The sequence below is a fragment of the Klebsiella sp. 7-CIP_Kleb. genome, assembly GCF_050378655.1.
GTDB lineage: Bacteria > Pseudomonadota > Gammaproteobacteria > Enterobacterales > Enterobacteriaceae > Klebsiella > Klebsiella quasipneumoniae.
The window spans coordinates 83,914-105,858 of record NZ_JBNRLJ010000006.1 but is presented as its reverse complement, the minus strand read 5'-3'; the positions used below and the strand labels follow the sequence as shown (position 1 = coordinate 105,858).

Annotated in this window: 21 protein-coding genes and 1 pseudogene; 17 read left to right on the top strand and 5 right to left on the bottom strand. The window is 57.7% G+C overall.

The genetic code is table 11. From position 1 onward, the window contains the following. Positions 1 to 148: 148 nt before the first annotated feature. Positions 149 to 1,252: a branched chain amino acid ABC transporter substrate-binding protein LivJ gene (livJ, locus tag ACQUTI_RS19475; RefSeq protein ID WP_002920812.1), complete on the top strand. Its 1,104-nt coding sequence runs from the start codon at positions 149 to 151 to the stop codon at positions 1,250 to 1,252. Positions 1,253 to 1,576: 324 nt separating this feature from the next. Here the strand turns inward: livJ and panM are convergent, their stop codons facing one another. Beyond that, positions 1,577 to 1,960: an aspartate 1-decarboxylase autocleavage activator PanM gene (gene panM, locus ACQUTI_RS19470; RefSeq protein ID WP_428923342.1), complete on the bottom strand. Its 384-nt coding sequence runs from the start codon at positions 1,958 to 1,960 to the stop codon at positions 1,577 to 1,579. A gap of 423 nt (positions 1,961 to 2,383) precedes the next feature. Here panM and livK point away from each other — a divergent pair, with 423 nt between their 5' ends. The 10 genes from livK (at position 2,384) to ugpQ (ending at position 12,467) form a co-directional block, all read left to right on the top strand. Continuing rightward, the gene (gene livK / locus ACQUTI_RS19465; protein WP_032456690.1) at positions 2,384 to 3,493 is read left to right on the top strand and encodes a high-affinity branched-chain amino acid ABC transporter substrate-binding protein LivK; all 1,110 of its coding nucleotides are present in this window, start codon (positions 2,384 to 2,386) and stop codon (positions 3,491 to 3,493) included. A 61-nt stretch (positions 3,494 to 3,554) separates the two neighbouring features. Continuing rightward, positions 3,555 to 4,481: a high-affinity branched-chain amino acid ABC transporter permease LivH gene (gene livH, locus ACQUTI_RS19460; protein ID WP_012540389.1), complete on the top strand. Its 927-nt coding sequence runs from the start codon at positions 3,555 to 3,557 to the stop codon at positions 4,479 to 4,481. Next, entirely contained in the window at positions 4,478 to 5,755 is a 1,278-nt protein-coding gene (gene livM / locus ACQUTI_RS19455; RefSeq protein ID WP_008806971.1) for a branched chain amino acid ABC transporter permease LivM, read from the top strand. Before livH ends, livM begins: the two co-directional genes overlap by 4 nt. Next, positions 5,752 to 6,519, top strand: a complete 768-nt coding sequence (livG, locus tag ACQUTI_RS19450; protein ID WP_008806972.1) for a high-affinity branched-chain amino acid ABC transporter ATP-binding protein LivG — start codon at positions 5,752 to 5,754, stop codon at positions 6,517 to 6,519. Before livM ends, livG begins: the two co-directional genes overlap by 4 nt. Before the next feature lies 1 nt (position 6,520). Further along, complete coding sequence (livF, locus tag ACQUTI_RS19445; protein WP_004145133.1) at positions 6,521 to 7,234, top strand: high-affinity branched-chain amino acid ABC transporter ATP-binding protein LivF; 714 nt, start codon at positions 6,521 to 6,523, stop codon at positions 7,232 to 7,234. Between the two features lie 271 nt (positions 7,235 to 7,505). Further along, entirely contained in the window at positions 7,506 to 8,822 is a 1,317-nt protein-coding gene (gene ugpB, locus ACQUTI_RS19440; protein WP_004174008.1) for a sn-glycerol-3-phosphate ABC transporter substrate-binding protein UgpB, read from the top strand. A gap of 106 nt (positions 8,823 to 8,928) precedes the next feature. Then, on the top strand, positions 8,929 to 9,816 hold the full coding sequence (gene ugpA / locus ACQUTI_RS19435; protein WP_004202113.1) for a sn-glycerol-3-phosphate ABC transporter permease UgpA: 888 nt from the start codon (positions 8,929 to 8,931) through the stop codon (positions 9,814 to 9,816). Further along, a complete protein-coding gene (gene ugpE, locus ACQUTI_RS19430) occupies positions 9,813 to 10,658 on the top strand; it encodes a sn-glycerol-3-phosphate ABC transporter permease UgpE (RefSeq protein WP_023319266.1) in 846 nt (281 codons plus the stop codon). The genes ugpA and ugpE overlap by 4 nt, the downstream gene beginning before the upstream one ends. Position 10,659: 1 nt before the next feature. Continuing rightward, on the top strand, positions 10,660 to 11,730 hold the full coding sequence (locus ACQUTI_RS19425) for a sn-glycerol-3-phosphate import ATP-binding protein UgpC (RefSeq protein WP_017899977.1): 1,071 nt from the start codon (positions 10,660 to 10,662) through the stop codon (positions 11,728 to 11,730). Then, positions 11,727 to 12,467 (top strand): glycerophosphodiester phosphodiesterase, encoded by a 741-nt coding sequence (ugpQ, locus tag ACQUTI_RS19420; protein ID WP_004202117.1) that lies wholly within the window; start codon positions 11,727 to 11,729, stop codon positions 12,465 to 12,467. Before ACQUTI_RS19425 ends, ugpQ begins: the two co-directional genes overlap by 4 nt. Before the next feature lie 24 nt (positions 12,468 to 12,491). Here ugpQ and ACQUTI_RS19415 read toward each other — a convergent pair whose 3' ends face one another. Continuing rightward, positions 12,492 to 12,812 (bottom strand): DUF2756 family protein, encoded by a 321-nt coding sequence (locus ACQUTI_RS19415; RefSeq protein WP_004202118.1) that lies wholly within the window; start codon positions 12,810 to 12,812, stop codon positions 12,492 to 12,494. A 123-nt stretch (positions 12,813 to 12,935) separates the two neighbouring features. On the opposite strand from ACQUTI_RS19415, the gene ggt reads away from it, so the two are divergent. After that, a complete protein-coding gene (ggt, locus tag ACQUTI_RS19410; protein ID WP_243827314.1) occupies positions 12,936 to 14,681 on the top strand; it encodes a gamma-glutamyltransferase in 1,746 nt (581 codons plus the stop codon). Positions 14,682 to 14,770: 89 nt separating this feature from the next. Here ggt and yhhY read toward each other — a convergent pair whose 3' ends face one another. Together yhhY and ACQUTI_RS19400 are read right to left on the bottom strand one after the other, a co-directional pair. Next, entirely contained in the window at positions 14,771 to 15,247 is a 477-nt protein-coding gene (gene yhhY, locus ACQUTI_RS19405; RefSeq protein WP_072500826.1) for an N-acetyltransferase, read from the bottom strand. A gap of 239 nt (positions 15,248 to 15,486) precedes the next feature. Further along, positions 15,487 to 16,128, bottom strand: coding sequence for a bactofilin family protein (locus tag ACQUTI_RS19400; RefSeq protein WP_064794997.1), 642 nt, complete (start codon positions 16,126 to 16,128; stop codon positions 15,487 to 15,489). Between the two features lie 264 nt (positions 16,129 to 16,392). On the opposite strand from ACQUTI_RS19400, the gene ACQUTI_RS19395 reads away from it, so the two are divergent. From ACQUTI_RS19395 to gntU, 5 genes are all read left to right on the top strand, one after another. Beyond that, on the top strand, positions 16,393 to 17,430 hold the full coding sequence (locus tag ACQUTI_RS19395) for an oxidoreductase (RefSeq protein WP_053809903.1): 1,038 nt from the start codon (positions 16,393 to 16,395) through the stop codon (positions 17,428 to 17,430). 121 nt (positions 17,431 to 17,551) lie between these two features. Next, entirely contained in the window at positions 17,552 to 18,247 is a 696-nt protein-coding gene (locus ACQUTI_RS19390) for a pirin family protein (RefSeq protein ID WP_002920779.1), read from the top strand. Positions 18,248 to 18,486: 239 nt separating this feature from the next. Further along, positions 18,487 to 19,482 (top strand): gluconate operon transcriptional repressor GntR, encoded by a 996-nt coding sequence (gene gntR / locus ACQUTI_RS19385; RefSeq protein WP_053809904.1) that lies wholly within the window; start codon positions 18,487 to 18,489, stop codon positions 19,480 to 19,482. Between the two features lie 182 nt (positions 19,483 to 19,664). Then, positions 19,665 to 20,195 carry a gluconokinase gene (gntK, locus tag ACQUTI_RS19380; protein ID WP_004202126.1) on the top strand — a complete coding sequence of 177 codons (531 nt, stop codon included), beginning with the start codon at positions 19,665 to 19,667 and terminating at the stop codon, positions 20,193 to 20,195. Continuing rightward, the gene (gntU, locus tag ACQUTI_RS19375; protein ID WP_004202127.1) at positions 20,195 to 21,535 is read left to right on the top strand and encodes a gluconate transporter; all 1,341 of its coding nucleotides are present in this window, start codon (positions 20,195 to 20,197) and stop codon (positions 21,533 to 21,535) included. The genes gntK and gntU overlap by 1 nt, the downstream gene beginning before the upstream one ends. Here the strand turns inward: gntU and ACQUTI_RS19370 are convergent. Continuing rightward, positions 21,532 to 21,894: pseudogene (locus ACQUTI_RS19370) on the bottom strand (hypothetical protein). The gene gntU and the pseudogene ACQUTI_RS19370 sit on opposite strands and share 4 nt — an antisense overlap. Between the last annotated feature and the right edge of the window lie 51 nt (positions 21,895 to 21,945).

The window sequence follows — 21,945 nt, the reverse complement described above, 5'->3', positions numbered from 1 at the left end:
GGTATGTTTAGCATAGTGTGCTGCAAAAGCGCGAGCAGCCCCCGGTAGATTAGCTATCATATGCTTTTCCTATCGATATAAACAAAATAATGCGCTAACAAACAACATCACAACAAATGCAAAAACCATAATAATGGGGAGCCTCAGGATGAATATGAAGGGTAAAGCGTTACTGGCAGGATGTATTGCCTTAGTTATGAGCAGCGCGGCGCTGGCGGAAGATATCAAAATCGCGGTAGTCGGGGCGATGTCCGGCCCGGTGGCCCAGTACGGCGATCAGGAATTTACCGGCGCCGAGCAGGCGGTAGCGGATATCAATGCTAAGGGCGGCATTAAGGGCAATAAGCTGCAGATCGTAAAATATGATGACGCTTGCGACCCGAAACAGGCGGTAGCGGTCGCCAACAAAGTGGTCAACGACGGGATCAAATACGTTATCGGCCACCTGTGCTCCTCTTCCACTCAGCCGGCGTCTGATATCTATGAAGACGAAGGCATTCTGATGATCACCCCGGCAGCAACCGCGCCGGAGCTGACCGCGCGCGGCTATAAGCTGATCCTGCGCACCACCGGACTGGACTCCGACCAGGGACCAACCGCGGCGAAATACATTCTCGACAAAGTGAAGCCGCAGCGTATCGCAGTGGTGCATGACAAACAGCAGTATGGCGAAGGTTTGGCCCGTGCGGTGCAGGATGGCCTGAAAAAAGGCGGGGCGAACGTGGTCTTCTTCGACGGGATCACCGCCGGTGAGAAAGACTTCTCCACGCTGGTAGCGCGCCTGAAGAAAGAGAATATCGACTTCGTCTATTATGGCGGCTATCACCCGGAAATGGGCCAGATCCTGCGTCAGGCCCGCGCTGCCGGTCTGAAAACCCAGTTTATGGGCCCGGAAGGCGTAGCGAACGTCTCCCTGTCTAACATCGCCGGCGAGTCGGCGGAAGGTTTGCTGGTGACCAAGCCGAAGAACTACGACCAGGTGCCGGCGAACAAACCGATCGTGGATGCGATCAAGGCGAAGAAACAGGATCCGAGCGGCGCCTTCGTGTGGACCACCTACGCGGCGCTGCAGTCGCTGCAGGCAGGCCTGAATCAGTCTGACGATCCGGCGGAAATCGCTAAATACCTGAAAGGCGCGACGGTAGACACCGTGATGGGCCCGCTGTCATGGGATCAGAAAGGCGACCTGAAAGGATTCGAGTTCGGTGTCTTTACCTGGCATGCGAATGGTACGGCGACCGACGCCAAATAATTTAACCGGCGCCTTTCACGCTGCAAATGCGTTGTCTGCGACCCTCAACCCCGGTCACTTACTAATGTAAGCTCCCGGGGATTTCGGGTCTTGACGCCTTTTTGCCACGCGAAATGCTGGGTTAAATGGGCGGGGCGCCTTTCACGCTGCAAATGCGTTGTCTGCGGCCCTCAACCCCGGTCACTTACTGATGTAAGCTCCCGGGGATTTCGGGTCTTGACGCCTTTTTGCAACGCGAAATGCTGGGTTAAATGGGCGGGGCGCCTTTCACGCTGCAAATGCGTTGTCTGACCCCGGTTGCGCTGCGCTTACCGGGGCTACAGCTTAATGCTTTTCCCAACCGGTGTGCTGGGCGCTAAAGCCGAGCGCCTGCATAAAGGCCGCCATCACGCCGCGGTTCTCCACCCCTTGGTCGGCGACGCGCCAGCTTTTGATGGCCGGGTTATCACGCAACGTCTCTTCCACTAAGTATTGCCCGACGCCGCGGCGGCGGGTCACTTCACGCACGCACAGATCGCTGAGCTCGGCTTCGACGCCGCGCAGGGTGACGCGCACGGCGCCCAGCAGGCGCTCGTTAAAGCGGGCGGCGTAGAGACGATGGTTTTCATCAAGGGTCAGCGTCGACAGATCCTGCGACGGCCAGATTTTTCCCAGATCAATGCGATCCTGATCGCTGAAGTGCTGTAAACGGATAATGGTCAGTTTCATGGGCGGCAAGTCCAGTGCAAAACAGAGGCGCCAGTGTACCCAAAATTGCTGTCTGGCGGAGCGCTGTTTTTTGCGCATACATCAGGGGATTCGTTTTCCTGGCGTTGTTGGGGTAGCGCAATCCGTCATAGATCGAAAAATAAGCAGAATTTTAACCTAATGTGCAGCGTTTTATTCCGCCTTATGTATCGTTATTTTATGCTGCCGCATGGACTTTTTTTTGTTTATCTTCAGCAAAATACAGAATATTATCTTTGCTTAATCGACTGAAAAATAGAGATTTTAATCTGTTTTTTAGTGAAAAGCTGCGCTAAACCATTAAACTCAATGGTAAAAATGGCGTTGTTTAATAAAAGCACAGAATGCTTTTTAACCATAAAAATACAAAACATTTACACCACATCACGAACGGGGTTCTGCAGCATGAAAAGGAACGCGAAAACCATCGTCGCGGGCATTGTCGCATTAGCGATGTCGCACGCGGCGATGGCCAAGGATATTAAGGTCGCCGTGGTCGGCGCGATGTCGGGCCCAGTGGCCCAGTGGGGCGACATGGAGTTCAACGGCGCGCGTCAGGCGATTAAAGACATCAACGCCAGCGGCGGCATTAAGGGCGACAAGCTGGTGGCCGTCGAATACGACGACGCCTGCGATCCGAAGCAAGCGGTCGCGGTAGCCAACAAAATCGTCAACGACGGTATTCAGTACGTTATCGGCCACCTGTGCTCCTCTTCCACCCAGCCGGCTTCCGATATCTATGAGGATGAAGGCATCCTGATGATCTCCCCGGGAGCGACCAACCCGGAGCTGACCCAGCGCGGCTATCAGTACATCATGCGTACCGCCGGCCTCGACTCCTCGCAGGGGCCGACCGCGGCGAAATATATCGTCGAGAAAGTGAAACCGCAGCGTATCGCCATCATTCATGACAAGCAGCAGTACGGCGAAGGGCTGGCGCGTTCGGTGCAGGACAACCTGAAAAAAGCCGGCGCCAACATCGTCTTCTTTGACGGCATCACCGCGGGGGAAAAAGATTTCTCCGCCCTGCTGGCGCGCCTGAAGAAAGAGAACATCGACTTCGTCTACTACGGCGGCTACTACCCGGAAATGGGCCAGATGCTGCGCCAGGCGCGCTCCGTCGGGCTGAAAACCGTGTTTATGGGGCCGGAAGGGGTCGGCAACGCCTCGCTGTCCAATATCGCGGGCGCCGCGGCGGAAGGGATGCTGGTGACAATGCCAAAACGCTACGATCAGGACCCTGCCAACAGCACCATCGTCAACGCGCTGAAAGCGGAGAAGAAAGATCCGAGCGGGCCGTATGTCTGGATCACTTACGCCGCGGTTCAGTCGCTGGCGCAGGCGATGGACAGAACCGGCAGCCAGCAGCCGCTGGATTTAATCAAAGATTTGAAAGCGCACGGGGCGAAAACCGTGATTGGGCCGCTGACCTGGGATGAAAAAGGCGATCTGAAGGGATTTGAGTTTGGTGTCTTCCAGTGGCACGCCGACGGCTCTTCGAGCGCGGCGAAATAAGCGCTGAAGATGAGTTATCCCTCCGCCCGCGAACCGCGGGCGGTTTAAAAAAGGTTACCTTATGTCCGAGCAGTTTCTCTATTTTCTGCAGCAGATGTTTAACGGCGTCACGCTGGGCAGTACCTATGCGCTGATCGCCATCGGCTATACGATGGTGTACGGCATTATCGGCATGATCAACTTCGCCCACGGCGAGGTCTACATGATTGGCAGCTATGTTTCCTTCATGATCATCGCCGCGCTGATGATGATGGGCATCGACACCAGCTGGCTGCTGGTCGCCGCCGGTTTCGTGGGCGCCATTGTGATTGCCAGCGCCTACGGCTGGAGCATTGAGCGCGTGGCCTATCGGCCGGTGCGTAACTCTAAGCGTCTGATTGCGCTGATCTCCGCTATCGGGATGTCTATCTTCCTGCAGAACTACGTCAGCCTGACTCAGGGGTCGCGCGACGTGGCGCTGCCGAGCCTGTTTAACGGCCAGTGGATCGTCGGCCACAGCGACAGCTTCTCCGCGACAATCACCACCATGCAACTGGTGATCTGGGTGGTGACCTTTATTGCCATGCTGGCCCTGACGCTGTTTATTCGCTACTCGCGGATGGGGCGCGCCTGCCGTGCCTGTGCGGAAGACCTGAAAATGGCCAGCCTGCTCGGGATTAACACCGACCGCGTCATCGCCCTGACTTTTGTCATCGGCGCAGCGATGGCGGCAGTGGCGGGCGTGCTGCTCGGCCAGTTCTACGGCGTGATTAACCCCTACATCGGCTTTATGGCCGGGATGAAGGCCTTCACCGCCGCCGTGCTCGGCGGTATCGGCAGTATTCCGGGCGCGATGATCGGCGGCCTGATCCTGGGTATTGCCGAGGCGCTCTCTTCTGCCTATCTCAGCACCGAATATAAGGACGTCGTTTCCTTCGCGCTGCTGATTCTGGTGCTGTTAGTGATGCCGACCGGCATTCTGGGCCGCCCGGAGGTGGAAAAAGTATGAAACCGATGCAAATTGCAATGGCGCTGCTGTCTGCCGTGATGTTCTTCATTCTGGCGGGCGTCTTTATGGGCGTGCAGCTGGAGCTGGACGGCACCAAACTGGTGGTCGATACCGCCGCCGATATTCGCTGGCAGTGGATCTTTATCGGCACTGCGGTGGTCTTTTTCTTCCAGCTGCTGCGGCCGCTGTTTCAGAAAGCGGTCAAGAACGTCTCCGGGCCGAAGTTTATTATGCCGGCGATTGACGGCTCAACGGTGAAACAGAAGCTGTTCCTGATTGCTCTGCTGGTGATCGCCGTGGCCTGGCCGTTTATGGTGTCGCGCGGTACGGTGGATATCGCCACCCTGACGATGATCTATATCATCCTCGGCCTCGGGCTGAACGTGGTGGTCGGCCTTTCCGGCCTGCTGGTGCTGGGCTACGGCGGGTTCTACGCCATCGGCGCCTATACCTTCGCGCTGCTGAACCACTATTACGGTCTCGGCTTCTGGACCTGTCTGCCGCTGGCTGGCCTGGTCTCCGCGGCGGCCGGCTTCCTGCTGGGCTTCCCGGTGCTGCGTCTGCGCGGCGACTATCTGGCGATTGTGACCTTAGGCTTCGGTGAAATTGTGCGTATTCTGCTGCTCAACAATACCGAGATCACCGGCGGGCCGAACGGCATCAGCCAGATCCCGAAACCGACTTTCTTCGGCCTTGAATTTAGCCGTACCGCCCGCGAAGGCGGCTGGGATACCTTCAGCAATTTCTTCGGCGTCAAATACGATCCCTCCGATCGGGTGATTTTCCTCTACCTGGTGGCGCTGCTGCTGGTCGTGCTCAGCCTGTTCGTCATCAACCGCCTGCTGCGAATGCCGCTGGGGCGGGCGTGGGAAGCGCTGCGTGAAGATGAGATCGCCTGTCGTTCGCTGGGCCTGAGCCCGACGCGCATCAAGCTGACCGCCTTTACCATCAGCGCCGCGTTTGCTGGCTTCGCCGGGACGCTGTTCGCTGCGCGCCAGGGCTTTGTCAGCCCGGAGTCCTTCACCTTCGCTGAGTCGGCCTTCGTACTGGCGATCGTTGTGCTGGGCGGGATGGGCTCGCAGTTCGCGGTGATCCTCGCGGCTATTCTGCTGGTGGTCTCGCGCGAGCTGATGCGTGACTTCAACGAATACAGCATGTTAATGCTCGGCGGCCTGATGGTGCTGATGATGATTTGGCGTCCGCAGGGGCTGTTGCCGATGACGCGCGTGCAGTTGAAGCTGAAAAACGGTCAGGCGAAAGGAGAGCAGGCATGAGTCAGCCATTATTATCCGTCAGCGGCCTGATGATGCGTTTCGGCGGTCTGCTGGCCGTCAACAATGTGTCGCTGGAGCTCAGAGAACGCGAGATTGTCTCGCTGATCGGCCCCAACGGCGCCGGGAAGACCACTGTCTTTAACTGCCTGACCGGTTTTTATAAACCCACCGGCGGCACCATTATGCTGCGCGACCAGCATCTGGAAGGGCTGCCGGGCCAGCAGATTGCCCGGATGGGCGTGGTGCGGACCTTCCAGCACGTGCGCCTGTTCCGCGAAATGACGGTGATTGAAAACCTGCTGGTGGCGCAACATCAGCAGCTGAAAACCGGACTCTTCTCCGGTCTGCTGAAAACGCCGGCCTTCCGTCGGGCGCAGAGCGAAGCGCTGGACCGCGCGGCTACCTGGCTGGAGCGTATCGGCCTGCTGGAGCACGCTAACCGCCAGGCCAGCAACCTGGCCTATGGCGACCAGCGCCGGCTGGAGATTGCTCGCTGCATGGTGACCCAGCCGGAAATTCTGATGCTCGATGAACCCGCGGCGGGGCTGAACCCGAAAGAGACCAAAGAGCTGGACGAGCTTATCGCCGAGCTGCGTAACCATCACAACACCACCATCCTGCTTATCGAACACGATATGAAGCTGGTGATGGGCATTTCCGATCGCATCTACGTCGTAAACCAGGGGACACCGCTGGCCAACGGGACGCCGGAAGAGATTCGTAATAACCCGGACGTGATCCGCGCATACCTTGGTGAGGCATAAGATGGAAAACGCGATGTTAACTTTTGACAACGTCAGTGCCCACTACGGCAAGATTCAGGCGCTGCACAACGTCAGCCTGCATATCAAACAGGGCGAGATTGTGACGCTTATCGGCGCCAACGGCGCGGGGAAAACCACCCTGCTCGGCACGCTGTGCGGCGATCCGCGCGCCTCCAGCGGGCGCATTGTCTTTGACGGTAAGGATATTACCGACTGGCAGACGGCGAAGATCATGCGTGAGGCGGTGGCGATCGTCCCGGAAGGGCGGCGCGTCTTTTCGCGTATGACGGTGGAAGAGAACCTGGCGATGGGCGGTTTTTTTGCCGACCGCGATCAGTTCCAGACCCGCATCAAATGGGTGTATGAGCTGTTTCCGCGTCTGCACGAGCGCCGTATCCAGCGCGCCGGCACCATGTCCGGCGGCGAACAGCAGATGCTGGCGATCGGTCGCGCTCTGATGAGCCAGCCGCGTCTGCTGCTGCTGGATGAACCGTCATTAGGGCTGGCGCCGATTATCATTCAGCAGATTTTCGACACCATCGAGCAGCTGCGCGAGCAGGGGATGACGATCTTCCTGGTTGAGCAGAACGCCAACCAGGCGCTGAAGCTGGCCGATCGCGGCTACGTACTGGAAAACGGTCACGTGGTGCTGGAGGATACCGGCGACGCGCTGCTGGCCAACGAGGCGGTGCGCAGCGCCTATCTCGGCGGTTAATTCATCGCAACCCGGCGTCATTCGCTTCGCCGGTTTGTAGCCCGGGCGAGGCGCTTGCGCCGACCCCGGGAGCCGATCGCACGAATATTATCCGTGTCTCAGCTCCCACTTTACTTCCCCCATCCTTTCATCGGCTTGTCATCTCTCTGACCCGTTACTATCTTTTTTTTGTAATAAAAAAGTTATTTTTCTGTAATTCGAACATGTCATGTTACCCCGCGAGCATAAAACGCGTGAAATCGCGCATCCGGCACAACAAGAGAGATAACCGATGATATCGTTACGACATACAGCTTTAGGACTGGCGCTGAGCCTGGCTTTTGCCGGTCAGGCCCTGGCGGTTACCACCATCCCGTTCTGGCACTCAATGGAAGGCGAACTGGGTAAAGAAGTGGATTCTCTGGCGCAACGCTTTAACGCGGCCAATCCTGATTACAAAATCGTTCCGGTATACAAGGGCAACTATGAACAGAGCCTGAGCGCCGGTATCGCCGCCTTCCGTACCGGCAACGCGCCGGCGATCCTGCAGGTGTATGAAGTGGGCACCGCCACCATGATGGCGTCGAAAGCCATTAAGCCGGTCTACCAGGTGTTTAGCGAGGCGGGCATCAAGTTTGATGAATCGCAGTTTGTGCCGACGGTCGCCGGGTATTACACCGATTCGAAAACCGGCCATCTGCTCTCCCAGCCGTTTAACAGCTCCACCCCGGTGCTGTACTACAATAAAGACGCCTTCAAAAAAGCCGGTTTAGATCCAGAGCAGCCGCCGAAGACCTGGCAGGATCTGGCGGCCTACACCGCGAAGCTGAAAGCTGCCGGGATGAAGTGCGGCTACGCCAGCGGCTGGCAGGGCTGGATCCAGATCGAGAACTTCAGCGCCTGGCATGGTCTGCCGGTGGCGACGAAAAATAATGGCTTTGACGGCACCGACGCGGTTCTTGAGTTCAATAAGCCGGAGCAGGTGAAGCATATCGCGCTGCTCGAAGAGATGAACAAGAAGGGCGATTTCAGCTACTTCGGGCGTAAAGACGAGTCCACTGAAAAGTTCTATAACGGCGATTGTGCCATTACCACTGCCTCGTCCGGCTCGCTGGCCGATATCCGCCAGTACGCCAAATTTAACTACGGCGTCGGCATGATGCCTTACGATGCCGATGTGAAAGGCGCGCCGCAGAACGCTATCATTGGCGGGGCCAGCCTGTGGGTGATGCAGGGCAAAGACAAAGAGACCTACACCGGCGTGGCGAAGTTCCTCGACTTCCTGACCAAACCGGAAAACGCCGCCGAGTGGCACCAGAAAACCGGCTATCTGCCGATCACCACCGCGGCCTACGATCTGACCCGTCAGCAGGGCTTCTATGATAAGAACCCGGGCGCCGATATCGCCACCCGCCAGATGCTGAACAAGCCGCCGTTGCCGTTCACCAAAGGCCTGCGCCTGGGCAACATGCCGCAAATCCGCACCATCGTCGATGAAGAGCTGGAGAGCGTGTGGACCGGCAAGAAAACCCCGCAACAGGCGCTGGATTCCGCCGTTCAGCGTGGGAATCAGCTGCTGCGCCGCTTCGAACAAGCGACCAAATCGTAATCTGTAACTTGCCCGGTGGCGCTGCGCTTACCGGGCCTACGATGTGCCCTATGTAGGCCGGGTAAGGCGTAGCCGCCACCCGGCATTGTTCAGGAACCCAATCTCCATGTCATCATCCCGTCCGGTATTCCGCTCGCGCTGGCTGCCCTACGTGCTGGTCGCGCCGCAGCTGATTATCACGCTGATTTTCTTTATCTGGCCCGCGGGCGAAGCGCTGTGGTATTCGCTACAGAGCGTCGACCCGTTTGGCCTCTCCAGCCAGTTCGTCGGCCTGGATAACTTCGTTGCGCTGTTCCATGACCCGTACTATCTGGACTCATTTTGGACCACCATAAAATTCAGCACCCTGGTGACCGTCAGCGGCCTGCTCATTTCGCTGTTTTTTGCCGCGCTGGTCGACTATGTGGTGCGCGGCAGCCGCTTTTATCAAACGCTGATGCTGCTGCCGTACGCCGTGGCCCCCGCCGTCGCGGCGGTGCTGTGGATCTTCCTCTTTAACCCCGGGCGCGGGCTGATCACTCACTTCCTTGGCGAGCTGGGCTACGACTGGAACCACGCGCAGAACAGCGGCCAGGCGATGTTCCTGGTGGTCTTTGCCTCGGTATGGAAGCAGATAAGTTACAACTTCCTGTTTTTCTTCGCCGCGCTGCAGTCGATCCCGCGTTCGCTGGTTGAGGCCGCCGCCATCGACGGCGCCGGACCAATCCGCCGCTTCTTCAAGCTGGCGCTGCCGCTGATTGCGCCGGTAAGTTTCTTCCTGCTGGTGGTCAACCTGGTTTACGCCTTCTTCGACACCTTCCCGGTGATCGATGCTGCCACCGCCGGCGGCCCGGTGCAGGCGACCACCACCCTGATTTACAAAATCTATCGCGAAGGTTTCGCCGGGCTCGATCTTTCCGCTTCCGCCGCGCAGTCGGTGGTGCTGATGTTCCTCGTCATTATCCTGACGGTGGTGCAATTCCGTTACGTTGAAAGTAAGGTGCGTTACCAATGATTGAGAACCGTCGCGGGCTGACGATTTTCAGCCACACCATGCTGATTTTGGGCATCGCCGTCATTTTATTCCCGCTGTATGTTGCCTTCGTGGCGGCGACGCTGGATAACCAATCGGTGTTCGAAACGCCGATGACGCTGATCCCCGGCGGACATCTGCTGGAGAACATGAAGACCATCTGGGTGAACGGCGTCGGCGTCAACAGCGCGCCGTTCTGGCTGATGATGCTCAACAGCTTCATCATGGCGTTCGCCATTACGGTGGGCAAAATCGTGGTGTCGATGCTTTCGGCGTTCGCCATCGTCTGGTTCCGCTTTCCGCTGCGTAACCTGTTCTTCTGGCTGATCTTTATCACCCTCATGCTACCGGTCGAGGTGCGTATTTTCCCGACGGTGGAAGTGATCGCCAATCTCAAAATGCTCGACAGCTACGCCGGGCTTACGCTGCCGCTAATGGCCTCGGCCACCGCCACCTTCCTGTTCCGCCAGTTCTTTATGACCCTGCCGGACGAGCTGATTGAAGCGGCGCGTATCGATGGCGCTTCGCCGATGCGCTTTTTTCGCGACATCGTGCTGCCGCTGTCGAAAACCAACCTCGCCGCGCTGTTCGTCATCACCTTTATCTACGGCTGGAACCAGTATCTGTGGCCGTTGCTGATTATTCAGGATGTGAATCTTGGCACCGCCGTCGCCGGCATCAAAGGCATGATCGCCACCGGCGAAGGCACTACCCAGTGGAATCAGGTGATGGCGGCGATGCTGCTGACCCTGATCCCGCCGGTTGTCATCGTTTTAGCCATGCAGCGCGCGTTTGTGCGTGGCCTGGTCGATAGTGAGAAATAAAATGGCTGGTTTAAAACTACAGGCAGTAAGCAAAAGCTGGGATGGCAAAACCCAGGTGATTCAACCGCTGACGCTGGACGTGGCGGACGGGGAATTTATCGTTATGGTCGGCCCGTCGGGCTGCGGGAAATCTACGCTGCTGCGGATGGTCGCCGGACTGGAGCGGGTGACCAGCGGCGATATCTGGATCGACCGCAAGCGGGTGACCGAGATGGAGCCGAAGGATCGCGGTATCGCCATGGTGTTCCAGAACTATGCCCTTTATCCGCATATGAGCGTGGAAGAGAACATGGCGTGGGGGCTGAAGATCCGCGGCATGGGTAAGGGATTGATCGCCGACCGGGTGCAGGAGGCGGCGCGTATTCTTGAGCTGGACGGCCTGCTCAAGCGCCGCCCGCGCGAGCTCTCCGGCGGCCAGCGCCAGCGCGTGGCGATGGGCCGCGCCATCGTGCGCGACCCGGCGGTATTCCTCTTCGACGAACCGTTGTCAAACCTCGACGCCAAGCTGCGCGTGCAGATGCGTCTTGAGCTGCAGCAGCTGCATCGCCGCCTGAAAACCACCTCGCTGTACGTTACCCATGACCAGGTGGAGGCGATGACCCTCGCCCAGCGGGTGATGGTGATGAACAAAGGCGTTGCCGAGCAGATCGGCACCCCGGTCGAAGTATATGAGAAACCGGCCAGCCGCTTTGTGGCGAGCTTTATCGGCAGCCCGGCCATGAACCTGCTGGAAGGGCGCATCAGCGATGACGGCGGTCGCTTTGAGCTGGCGGGCGGCATGCAGCTGCCGACGAATCATGAGCATCGGCGCCACGCCGGGCGTAAAATGACGCTCGGTATCCGCCCGGAGCATTTTATCTTAAGCTCGCAGGCGCAAGGCGGCATTCCGCTGCTGATGGACACCCTGGAAATTTTAGGTGCCGATAACCTCGCCCACGGGCGCTGGGGCGAACAGAAGCTGGTGGTCAGACTGCCGCACCAGCAGCGTCCGGCGGCAGGCAGCACGCTATGGCTGCATCTGCCTTTGGAACATCTGCACCTCTTTGATGGTGAAACAGGACAACGCGCATGAGTAACTGGCCTTATCCCCGTATCGTCGCCCATCGCGGCGGCGGTAAACTGGCGCCGGAGAACACCCTGGCGGCTATCGATGTTGGCGCCCGCTACGGGCACACGATGATTGAATTTGACGCCAAGCTGTCAAAGGACGGGCAGATCTTTCTGCTGCATGACGATAATCTCGAACGCACCAGCAACGGCTGGGGCGTGGCGGGGGAGCTGCCATGGGACGATCTGCTTAAGGTCGATGCCGGCAGCTGGTTCAGCCGTGAATTTAAGGGCGAGCCGCTGCCGCTGCTCTCCCAGGTGGCGGAGCGCTGCCGCCGTCACGGCATGATGGCGAATATCGAAATTAAACCGACCACTGGCCTTGGGCCGCAGACCGGCAACGTGGTGGCCCTGGCGGCACGGGAGCTGTGGGCGGGAATGACCGCGCCGCTGCTATCGTCGTTTGAAATCGATGCCCTGGAGGCGGCGCAGGAAGCCGCTCCCGAGCTGCCGCGCGGGCTGCTGCTGGATGAGTGGCGCGATGACTGGCGGGAGTTGACCACCCGGCTGGGCTGCGTGTCCATTCACCTCAACCACAAGCTGCTGGACGCCGGGCGTGTGGCAAGCCTGAAACAGGCCGGCCTGCATATCCTGGTGTATACCGTTAACAAACCCCAGCGCGCCGCCGAGCTGCTGCGCTGGGGCGTAGACTGCATCTGCACCGATGCCATTGACGTCATCGGGCCGGATTTCCAGCCTTAATATCCACTGCGCGGCGGCTGGCCTTTACGGGTTGGTCTGCCGCAGCATCCCTCCATTATTGTTCGGCAGTACCTGCTGCGGCGGATTGATATTCCCGCCCTGTGCGGCACGCTGCTGATTGGTCTGCAGCTGGTTTTGCAGATGCTGCTGCTGGGAGCGAGTCTGATTGTTCAGATTCTGCTTCAGCATGCTCTGCTGCTGCTGTTGCTGCACCTTCATCTCATTTTGCATGCGCTGCTGGCTGGGGACCACGTAACCCGGCTGATTGGGGTTGTTATCAATATTGATTGGCTGGGCTAAAACGCCGAGCGGCATCAGCGCCGCCAGAAATAACATCGCTTTCATGGTTTTCTCCTCCCGTGCGTGGGATCACTTAAGTGTACCTCGAATCCGCCATAACAATGATTTTTTAGGAGTTATCAACCAGGCTTAAGCGGGGAATGAAACCTACCTATCAGGAGTAAGACAATGATAAAAACAACAATCTGGCGTCAGGTGGTCATCGCTGCGTTGCTGGCGGGCGGGAGTTTTACCGTTGCCGCCAGTCCGCCACCGCCGCCGCCGGTCTCTTATGGCGTAGAGGAGGATGTGTTCCACCCGGTTCGCGCCCGACAGGGGATGGTGGCCTCGGTGGATGCCCTGGCCACCCGCGTCGGTGTGGACATTCTGCGCCAGGGCGGCAACGCCGTCGATGCGGCGGTGGCGGTCGGCTACGCGCTGGCGGTCACCCATCCGCAGGCCGGGAATATCGGCGGCGGCGGTTTTATGCTGCTGCGTACGAAAGACGGCAAGACCACGGCCATCGATTTCCGCGAAATGGCGCCGGAGCAGGCCACCCGCGACATGTTCCTTGACGATCAGGGTAACCCGGACAGTAAAAAATCGCTCACCTCGCATCTCGCCTCCGGCACGCCAGGCAGCGTCGCCGGTTTCTCTCTTGCCCTGGAAAAATACGGCACCATGCCGCTGAACAAAGTGATCCACCCGGCGATTAAGCTGGCGGAAGAGGGCTTTATCGTTAACGATGCGTTGGCGGACGATCTGAAGACCTACGGCAGCGAAGTGATCCCGCAGCACGAAAACAGCAAAGCGATCTTCTGGAAGAACGGCGAGCCGCTAAAGAAGGGCGACCGGCTGGTACAGAAGAACCTGGGGAAAAGCCTCGAGCTGATTGCCGAGCACGGTCCGGATGCCTTCTATAAAGGCGCCATCGCCGACCAGATCGCTGAGGAGATGAAAAAGCACGGCGGGCTTATCACCAAAGCCGACCTCGCTAACTATAAGGCGGTGGAGCGCACGCCGATTAGCGGCGAATATCGCGGGTATGAGGTTTATTCCATGCCGCCGCCGTCTTCCGGGGGGATCCACATCGTGCAGATCCTCAATATCCTCGAAAACTTCGATCTGCAGAAATATGGCTTTGGCAGCGCCGACGCTATGCAGGTGATGGCGGAGGCGGAGAAACACGCCTATGCCGACCGCTCTGAATATCTCGGCGACCCTGACTTCGTCAAAGTGCCGTGGCAGGCGCTGACCAGCAAAGCCTACGCCAAAGCGATCGCCGCTGAGATCGACGTCAATAAGGCGAAGCCTTCCAGCCAGATCCGCCCGGGCAAACTGGCGCCCTATGAAAGCAACCAGACCACCCATTTCTCGGTGGTGGATAAAGAGGGTAATGCGGTGGCGGTGACCTATACGCTGAATACCACCTTCGGTACCGGCATTGTGGCCGGCGACTCCGGCATTCTGCTGAATAACCAGATGGATGATTTCTCGGCGAAGCCCGGCGTGCCTAACGTCTATGGCCTGGTGGGCGGCGACGCCAATGCGGTGGAGCCGAAAAAACGCCCGCTGTCGTCGATGTCGCCGACCATTGTGGTGAAAGACGGCAAAACCTGGCTGGTGACGGGCAGTCCCGGGGGCAGCCGGATCATCACCACCGTACTGCAGATGGTGGTCAATACCATCGATTTCGGGATGAACGTCGCAGAAGCCACCAACGCCCCGCGTTTTCACCATCAATGGCTGCCGGATGAGCTGCGGGTAGAGAAAGGCTTTAGCCCGGATACCCTGAAGCTGCTGGAGGCGAAGGGGCAGAAAGTGGCGCTGAAAGAGGCGATGGGCAGTACCCAGAGCATTATGGTGGGGCCGGACGGGATGCTGTATGGTGCCTCCGATCCGCGTTCGCCGGATGATTTAACGGCGGGGTATTGATATGTTGCCCGGTGGCGCTGTTGCGCTTACCGGGCCAACCACGGCACGAAAGTAGGCCGGGTAAGGCGAAGCCGCCACCCGGCAATAAGCTACTTCATTCTCGCCATATAATACGCATCCACATACTCACCGTTGCGCAGCGCGTAACGCTTGCCGGTGCCTTCGATCTCAAATCCGTGTTTTTTGTACACCGCAATCGCTGGCTCGTTATCGGCGAATACCGTCAGCTCGATGCGGTCAACGCGCAGCCAGTTATCGCACAGGTCGATCATCTCGCGCATCAGGGCGCTGCCGATACCGCGGCCCTGATGGCCTGCTGAAACCGCCATACCAAAGGTCGCAACGTGGCTGCGGCGAGGGCGCGGCTCGACATGGAGCGACAGATGCCCGGTAACCCGATCGTCCATCGTCGCTACCAGATGGAAGGTATGGGGTTTGGGCTGTAGCTTCTCCTGCCAGGCTTCCATGGCGGGGTAAGGGATCTGTAGCGTGTCATGATAGACCTCCGGGTGCGCCATCAGCATACGTAAAGGTTCAGCATCGCGCGGTTCGGCATGGCGTATCACTATGTCACTCATTCCCTTATCCTCTTTTTGGTGGTTGATTCCCCTTCACCATCTCTGACGGCAGCCGGGGAGTCAATGTTGTTTTTTGCAAAAAAAGATAGACAAGTGCGAATGAGAATGATTATTATTGTCCTGCATTCAGGAAGACCCCTGCGGAAAGCCTGAAAGCACGACATTGCTCACATTGCTTCCAGTATTACTTTAGCCAGCCGGGTGCTGGCTTTTTTTTTGCTGCAATCTCAGGCGCTTTGCGGCCTGGCGGACGTCACGCCGTCTTCCGCAACCAGGCCGATGAGATGACTTTTGCTTTCCGCCGCGGCCAGCACCTCGGCGCTGCCGGTGAACAGGCCCCCCTTTTTAATCGCCAGTGAGCGATAGGTGAGGGTGCCATCCAGATTGCCATGCTCCTCAATGCTGATACTGTCGCCGCGACACTGGCCCTGCACCTTGCCGTCAATAATCAGCTCCCGGCAGCTGATGTTGCCCTCCACCTGGCCTTCACGCATCACCTTAATCAGATGTTCTTTAGCCTCAATGTTGCCGGTAAGCTGGCCGTGAATATAGACATGGCCGCTGGCGACAATATTGCCAACGAAATGCACCCCGCTGGCAATGACCGTGGTCTCTTGTTTTTTACTGGCGACCGTTGGGGATTCTGGGTTATTTGCCGGAGGCGTGACCACTTCTGAAGTCTGGGGTTCCGTTTTATTTTTCTTGATAAACATTGGGTTAATCTTGTTCCGTTGGTTATGGAGGAGGAAGGCGACCAGCGCGCAGGCGGCCGCCAGACGCGCCGGCACGATCGCATCGACAGACCAGGCGATCAGCGCGAGAAGCCAGAAAAAAAGGGCGCCGTTTAAGGCGAGATACTGTTTGTCCATTAGCAGCGGCTGGCTACTCCGTTAGTCATCAGCAACGTCCTGGTTTGCCCTCCACTTATCCGCAGTTTCGCCATTGAGATCAAGAGGTTTAGCCGGGAAATGGTGATTTAATCACTTATTAATCAAGTAGTTATTAATAATTACGTATAAGTAGTGCACTACCTATTTTTTTGACGAATCTTCACTGAAAACGGACTGAGAGGATGAAGTCATGTCCCGGCTTGCGCTATGGTTGAAGGTAGTTCATTCACTAAGGACAGCGTTATGACTCTGCACTGCGCATTTATTGGCTTCGGCAAAAGCACCACCCGCTACCATCTTCCTTACGTATTACACCGCCAGGACCGCTGGCAGGTGGCGCATATCTACCGCCGTCGGGCGAAGCCCGAGGAGCAGGCGCCGCAGTATTCCCACATCCATTTCACCAGCGATCTCGATGAAGTATTAAACGACCCGCAGGTCAGGCTGGTAGTGGTCTGCACCCATGCCGACAGCCATTTTGAATATGCGAAAAAGGCGCTGGAGGCTGGGAAAAATGTGCTGGTGGAAAAGCCGTTCACCCCGACGCTGGAGGAAGCCAAAACCCTGTTTGCGCTGGCGAACAGCAAAGGCCTGACGGTGACGCCCTACCAGAACCGCCGCTTCGATTCCTGCTTCCTGACCACCAAGAAGGTGATTGAGAGCGGCAAGCTTGGCGAACTGGTGGAGATCGAAAGCCATTTTGACAACTACCGCCCGCTGGCGGAGACCAACCCTGGCGGTCCGCAAAACGGCGAGTTCTATGGCCTTGGCGTACATACCCTGGACCAGATTATTTCGCTGTTCGGCCGCCCGGACCATGTCGCTTACGATCTGCGCTCGCTGCGCAACAAAGCTAACCCGGACGATACCTTTGAGGCCCAGCTGTTCTACGGCGATCTGAAGGCTATCGTTAAGACCAGCCATCTGGTGCAGATCGACTACCCGAAATTCATCGTCCACGGCCATAAAGGCTCGTTTGTGAAATATGGTATCGACCAGCAGGAAACCAGCTTGAAAGCCAATATCATGCCGGGCGAGCCGGGCTTTGGCGCGGATGACAGCGTCGGCGAGCTGGTGTATGTCAACGACGCGGGGGAGACAGTGCGCGAAGCGGTCCCGCTGGAGAGCGGCGACTATGGCCGGGTATACGACGCGCTGTACGATACCCTCGTCAACGGCCAGCCAAATTACGTCAAGGAATCTGACGTTCTTACCAATATGGAGATCCTGCAGCGCGGCTTTGAGCAGCCATCACCGGCCACTATTACCGTGGTGAAATAAGCCCAATCGGCTCCTCTGCGCTTGTTCATATTTTTTGAACAGAGGAGTCAATTTTCACCCTCTATGATCGTTGGCGAAATGGGTCCACACTGACTCCATCGAAAACATATGGGGGTGCAACATGATCTACTTACGCAAAGCGAACGAACGTGGCCATGCTAACCATGGCTGGCTGGATTCCTGGCATACTTTCTCTTTCGCCAACTATTACGACCCGAACTTTATGGGCTTCTCCGCCCTGCGGGTGATTAACGATGACGTCATCGACGCCGGTCAGGGCTTCGGTACCCACCCGCACAAAGACATGGAGATCCTGACCTATGTGCTGGAAGGGGCGGTGGAGCACCAGGACAGCATGGGCAACAAAGAGCAGGTGCCGGCGGGCGAGTTTCAGATCATGAGCGCGGGTACCGGGGTGCGTCACTCTGAGTACAATCCGAGCAAAACCGATCGTCTGCGTCTGTACCAGATCTGGATTATTCCGGAAGAAACCGGCATTACCCCGCGCTACGAGCAGCGCCGCTTCGACGCCGCCCAGGGCAAACAGCTGGTGCTGTCGCCGGATGCGCGAGATGGCTCGCTGAAGGTGTACCAGGATATGGAACTGTATCGCTGGGCGCTGCTGAAAGATGAGCAGTCGGTTCACCAGATTGCTGCGGAACGCCGCGTCTGGATCCAGGTCGTCAAAGGCGAAGTGACCATCAACGGTACCAAAGCTACCACCAGCGATGGTCTGGCCATCTGGGATGAGCAGGCGATTTCGGTTCATGCCGACAGCGATAGCGAAATCCTGCTGTTCGATCTGCCGCCGGTTTGATAGTTATCTGAGGTAGTCTATACCCAAAATAATGCGAGTTGCAGGAAGGCGGCGACGCAGCGAATCCCCAGGAGTTTACATAAGTAAGTGACTGGGGTGAGCGAGGAAAGCCAACGCGCATGCAACTTGAACTATGATGGGTATAAATAAATTGCGCAACCTTCCCTAACATGAGGGAAGGTTGCGCTTTGTCCGTGATAAACTGAGAAAATGTTTCCCCGTTGATCACAGTCAGGACGATGAAAAAGAAAAGACCCGTACTTCAGGATGTAGCCGATCTTGTCGGCGTGACCAAAATGACGGTCAGTCGCTATTTACGCAACCCGGAGCAGGTCTCCGAAGCGCTGCGTGGCAAGATTGCCGTTGCCCTCGATGAACTGGGTTATATTCCCAATCGCGCCCCTGACATTCTCTCCAACGCCACCAGCCGCGCGATTGGCGTGCTGCTGCCATCGTTAACCAACCAGGTGTTCTCGGAAGTGCTGCGCGGTATTGAAAGCGTCACCGACGCCTTCGGCTATCAAACCATGCTGGCGCACTACGGCTACAAGCCGGAAATGGAAGAGAAACGCCTCGAATCAATGCTCTCCTGGAACATTGACGGCCTGATCCTCACCGAACGCACCCATACGCCCCGCACCCTGAAGATGATTGAAGTCGCCGGCATTCCGGTGGTGGAGCTGATGGACAGCCGGTCGCCATGCCTCGATATTGCGGTCGGGTTTGATAACTTTGAAGCTGCCCGGCAGATGACCGCGGCGATCATCGCCCGCGGCCACCGCCACGTCGCCTATCTGGGGGCGCGTCTTGATGAACGTACTATCATCAAACAGAAGGGGTACGAGCAGGCGATGCGCGACGCCGGTATGACGCCCTACAGCGTGATGGTGGAGCAGTCCTCGTCCTATTCATCCGGGATTGAGCTGATGCGCCAGGCGCGTCGCGAATACCCGCAGCTTGACGGCATCTTTTGCACCAACGATGACCTCGCGGTCGGCGCGGCCTTTGAGTGCCAGCGCCTGGGGCTGAAGATCCCCGATGATATGGCAATTGCCGGTTTCCACGGCCACGATATCGGCCAGGTGATGGAGCCGCGGCTGGCCAGCGTCCTGACTCCGCGTGAGCGGATGGGGCGCATCGGCGCCGAACGTCTGCTGGCGCGCATTCGTGGCGAAGCGATTACCCCTAAGATGTTAGATTTAGGTTTCACATTGTCACCGGGCGGATCAATTTAAACTGACAAGTTTGAAGTAGATCACACATATTCACATCTGGCACGAATGGATATTGCTTCTCCACAGGTCCGGCATGACAATGTTACCGATAACAGTTACCCGTAACAATTAACCGATACGCCGCCTTCGCGCTCAATGAGTCTCAGCCACGGCGCGGCGTACCTGTCCGGTGGGAGGATGCTTTGAGCACGACTAATCATGATCACCACGTCTACGTTCTGATGGGCGTTTCCGGCAGCGGAAAATCCGCTGTCGCCAGCGAAGTGGCGCATCAGCTGCATGCCGCGTTTCTCGACGGCGACTTTCTGCATCCGCGCAGCAATATCACCAAGATGGCTTCCGGTGAGCCGCTCAACGATGACGACCGTACCCCGTGGCTGCAGGCGTTAAATGACGCCGCGTTTGCCATGCAGCGTACCAATAAGGTGTCGCTGATCGTCTGCTCGGCGCTGAAGAAGAGCTATCGCGACATTCTGCGCAAGGGCAACCCGAACCTCTCCTTCATCTACCTGAAAGGCGACTTCGAGGTGATCGAAAACCGTCTGAAGGCGCGTAAAGGGCACTTCTTCAAAACCCAAATGTTGGTGACGCAGTTTGAAACGCTGCAGGAACCAGGCGCCGACGAGAGCGATGTGCTTATCGTCGATATCGACCAGCCGCTGGAAGGCGTGGTGGCCAGCACCATTGAGGTGATCAACAAAGGCAGTCACTAGTGAGTACTTTAACGCTTGTTTTAACAGCTGTCGGCTCGGTATTGCTGCTGCTGTTTTTAGTCATGAAGGCGCGGATGCACGCCTTCGTGGCTTTGATGGTGGTTTCTATTGGTGCAGGTCTCTTCTCCGGCATGCCGCTGGATAAAATCGCGGCGACGATGGAGAAGGGGATGGGCGGTACGCTGGGCTTCCTGGCGATCGTCGTCGCGCTGGGCGCGATGTTCGGTAAGATCCTGCATGAAACGGGGGCGGTCGATCAGATTGCCGTCAAGATGCTCAAATCCTTCGGCCACAATCGCGCGCACTATGCGATTGGTCTCGCCGGCCTCATCTGCGCGCTGCCGCTGTTTTTCGAAGTGGCGATCGTACTACTGATCAGCGTCGCCTTCTCGATGGCGCGCCATACCGGCACTAACCTCGTGAAGCTGGTGATCCCGCTGTTTGCCGGGGTGGCCGCCGCCGCAGCGTTCCTGCTGCCGGGACCGGCGCCGATGCTGCTGGCGTCGCAAATGCACGCCGACTTTGGCTGGATGATCCTGATTGGCCTGTGCGCGGCAATTCCGGGGATGATTATCGCCGGGCCGCTGTGGGGCAACTTCATCAGCCGCTACGTTGAGCTGCATATTCCTGACGACGTGACCGAGCCGCATCTCGGCGAAGGCAAAATGCCCTCCTTCGGCTTCAGCCTGTCGCTGATCCTGCTACCGCTGGTGCTGGTAGGCCTGAAAACCATCGCCGCGCGCTTTGTACCGGTGGGGTCTACCGCTTACGAATGGTTCGAATTTATCGGTCACCCGTTCACCGCGATCCTGGTGGCCTGCCTGGTGGCGATCTACGGCCTGGCGGTACGTCAGGGGATGGCGAAAGACCGGGTAATGGAGATCTGCGGCCATGCGCTGCAGCCGGCGGGAATTATCCTGCTGGTGATCGGGGCTGGCGGCGTCTTCAAGCAGGTGCTGGTTGACTCCGGCGTCGGCCCGGCGCTTGGTGAAGCGCTGACCGGCATGGGGCTGCCGATCGCCATTACCTGCTTCGTGCTGGCGGCGGCGGTGCGTATCATCCAGGGATCTGCCACCGTGGCGTGCCTGACGGCTGTCGGCCTGGTGATGCCGGTGATTGAGCAGCTGAACTACAGCGGCGCGCAGATGGCGGCATTATCTATCTGTATCGCCGGAGGCTCGATTGTGGTGAGCCACGTGAACGACGCCGGCTTCTGGTTGTTCGGTAAATTTACCGGCGCCACCGAAGCCCAGACGCTGAAAACCTGGACGATGATGGAAACCATCCTCGGCACCACCGGGGCGATTGTCGGCATGATTGCCTTCCAGCTTCTGAGCTAAGTCTGTTCGTCACCCGCTCGCGGGAGGCCAAAAGCCAGGGTAACGCCGTTTACCCTGGCTTCCCGGCAATAAGCCGCGCTTTTTCCCTCTTTTCTCTTCCGGCTCCTCGCCCTTATTAGCGCTACGACGATACTCGTATCCTTCGGCAAGCCTTGCTGCACCTGGGTTTGTTGCTTCTTTTTGGCAAGGGGAAAATCAGCCGATTTCGTGCTTAATCCATAATCAGGATCAATAAAATCGCAACGGAAAATGTTCCATTCCCTGGGTGATTTCCCCGATAATCATTGCGCTTTTGACGACTACCAGCGACGGTGGACAATGCGCAGGATAAGTTGCTTTTCTGATTGTTCAGCAATCATTGATTAATTTCACTTGCGACTTTAGCTGCATTTTGTAAGGTGAGGGATAAT

Excerpts from the sequence above, each read along its gene's own strand:
- livJ (WP_002920812.1), top strand. The coding sequence starts at position 149 with ATGAATATGAAGGGTAAAGCGTTACTGGCAGGATGTATTGCCTTAGTT.
- panM (WP_428923342.1), bottom strand. The coding sequence starts at position 1,960 with ATGAAACTGACCATTATCCGTTTACAGCACTTCAGCGATCAGGATCGC.
- livK (WP_032456690.1), top strand. The coding sequence starts at position 2,384 with ATGAAAAGGAACGCGAAAACCATCGTCGCGGGCATTGTCGCATTAGCG.
- livH (WP_012540389.1), top strand. The coding sequence starts at position 3,555 with ATGTCCGAGCAGTTTCTCTATTTTCTGCAGCAGATGTTTAACGGCGTC.
- livM (WP_008806971.1), top strand. The coding sequence starts at position 4,478 with ATGAAACCGATGCAAATTGCAATGGCGCTGCTGTCTGCCGTGATGTTC.
- livG (WP_008806972.1), top strand. The coding sequence starts at position 5,752 with ATGAGTCAGCCATTATTATCCGTCAGCGGCCTGATGATGCGTTTCGGC.
- livF (WP_004145133.1), top strand. The coding sequence starts at position 6,521 with ATGGAAAACGCGATGTTAACTTTTGACAACGTCAGTGCCCACTACGGC.
- ugpB (WP_004174008.1), top strand. The coding sequence starts at position 7,506 with ATGATATCGTTACGACATACAGCTTTAGGACTGGCGCTGAGCCTGGCT.
- ugpA (WP_004202113.1), top strand. The coding sequence starts at position 8,929 with ATGTCATCATCCCGTCCGGTATTCCGCTCGCGCTGGCTGCCCTACGTG.
- ugpE (WP_023319266.1), top strand. The coding sequence starts at position 9,813 with ATGATTGAGAACCGTCGCGGGCTGACGATTTTCAGCCACACCATGCTG.
- ACQUTI_RS19425 (WP_017899977.1), top strand. The coding sequence starts at position 10,660 with ATGGCTGGTTTAAAACTACAGGCAGTAAGCAAAAGCTGGGATGGCAAA.
- ugpQ (WP_004202117.1), top strand. The coding sequence starts at position 11,727 with ATGAGTAACTGGCCTTATCCCCGTATCGTCGCCCATCGCGGCGGCGGT.
- ACQUTI_RS19415 (WP_004202118.1), bottom strand. The coding sequence starts at position 12,812 with ATGAAAGCGATGTTATTTCTGGCGGCGCTGATGCCGCTCGGCGTTTTA.
- ggt (WP_243827314.1), top strand. The coding sequence starts at position 12,936 with ATGATAAAAACAACAATCTGGCGTCAGGTGGTCATCGCTGCGTTGCTG.
- ACQUTI_RS19400 (WP_064794997.1), bottom strand. The coding sequence starts at position 16,128 with ATGGACAAACAGTATCTCGCCTTAAACGGCGCCCTTTTTTTCTGGCTT.
- ACQUTI_RS19395 (WP_053809903.1), top strand. The coding sequence starts at position 16,393 with ATGACTCTGCACTGCGCATTTATTGGCTTCGGCAAAAGCACCACCCGC.
- ACQUTI_RS19390 (WP_002920779.1), top strand. The coding sequence starts at position 17,552 with ATGATCTACTTACGCAAAGCGAACGAACGTGGCCATGCTAACCATGGC.
- gntR (WP_053809904.1), top strand. The coding sequence starts at position 18,487 with ATGAAAAAGAAAAGACCCGTACTTCAGGATGTAGCCGATCTTGTCGGC.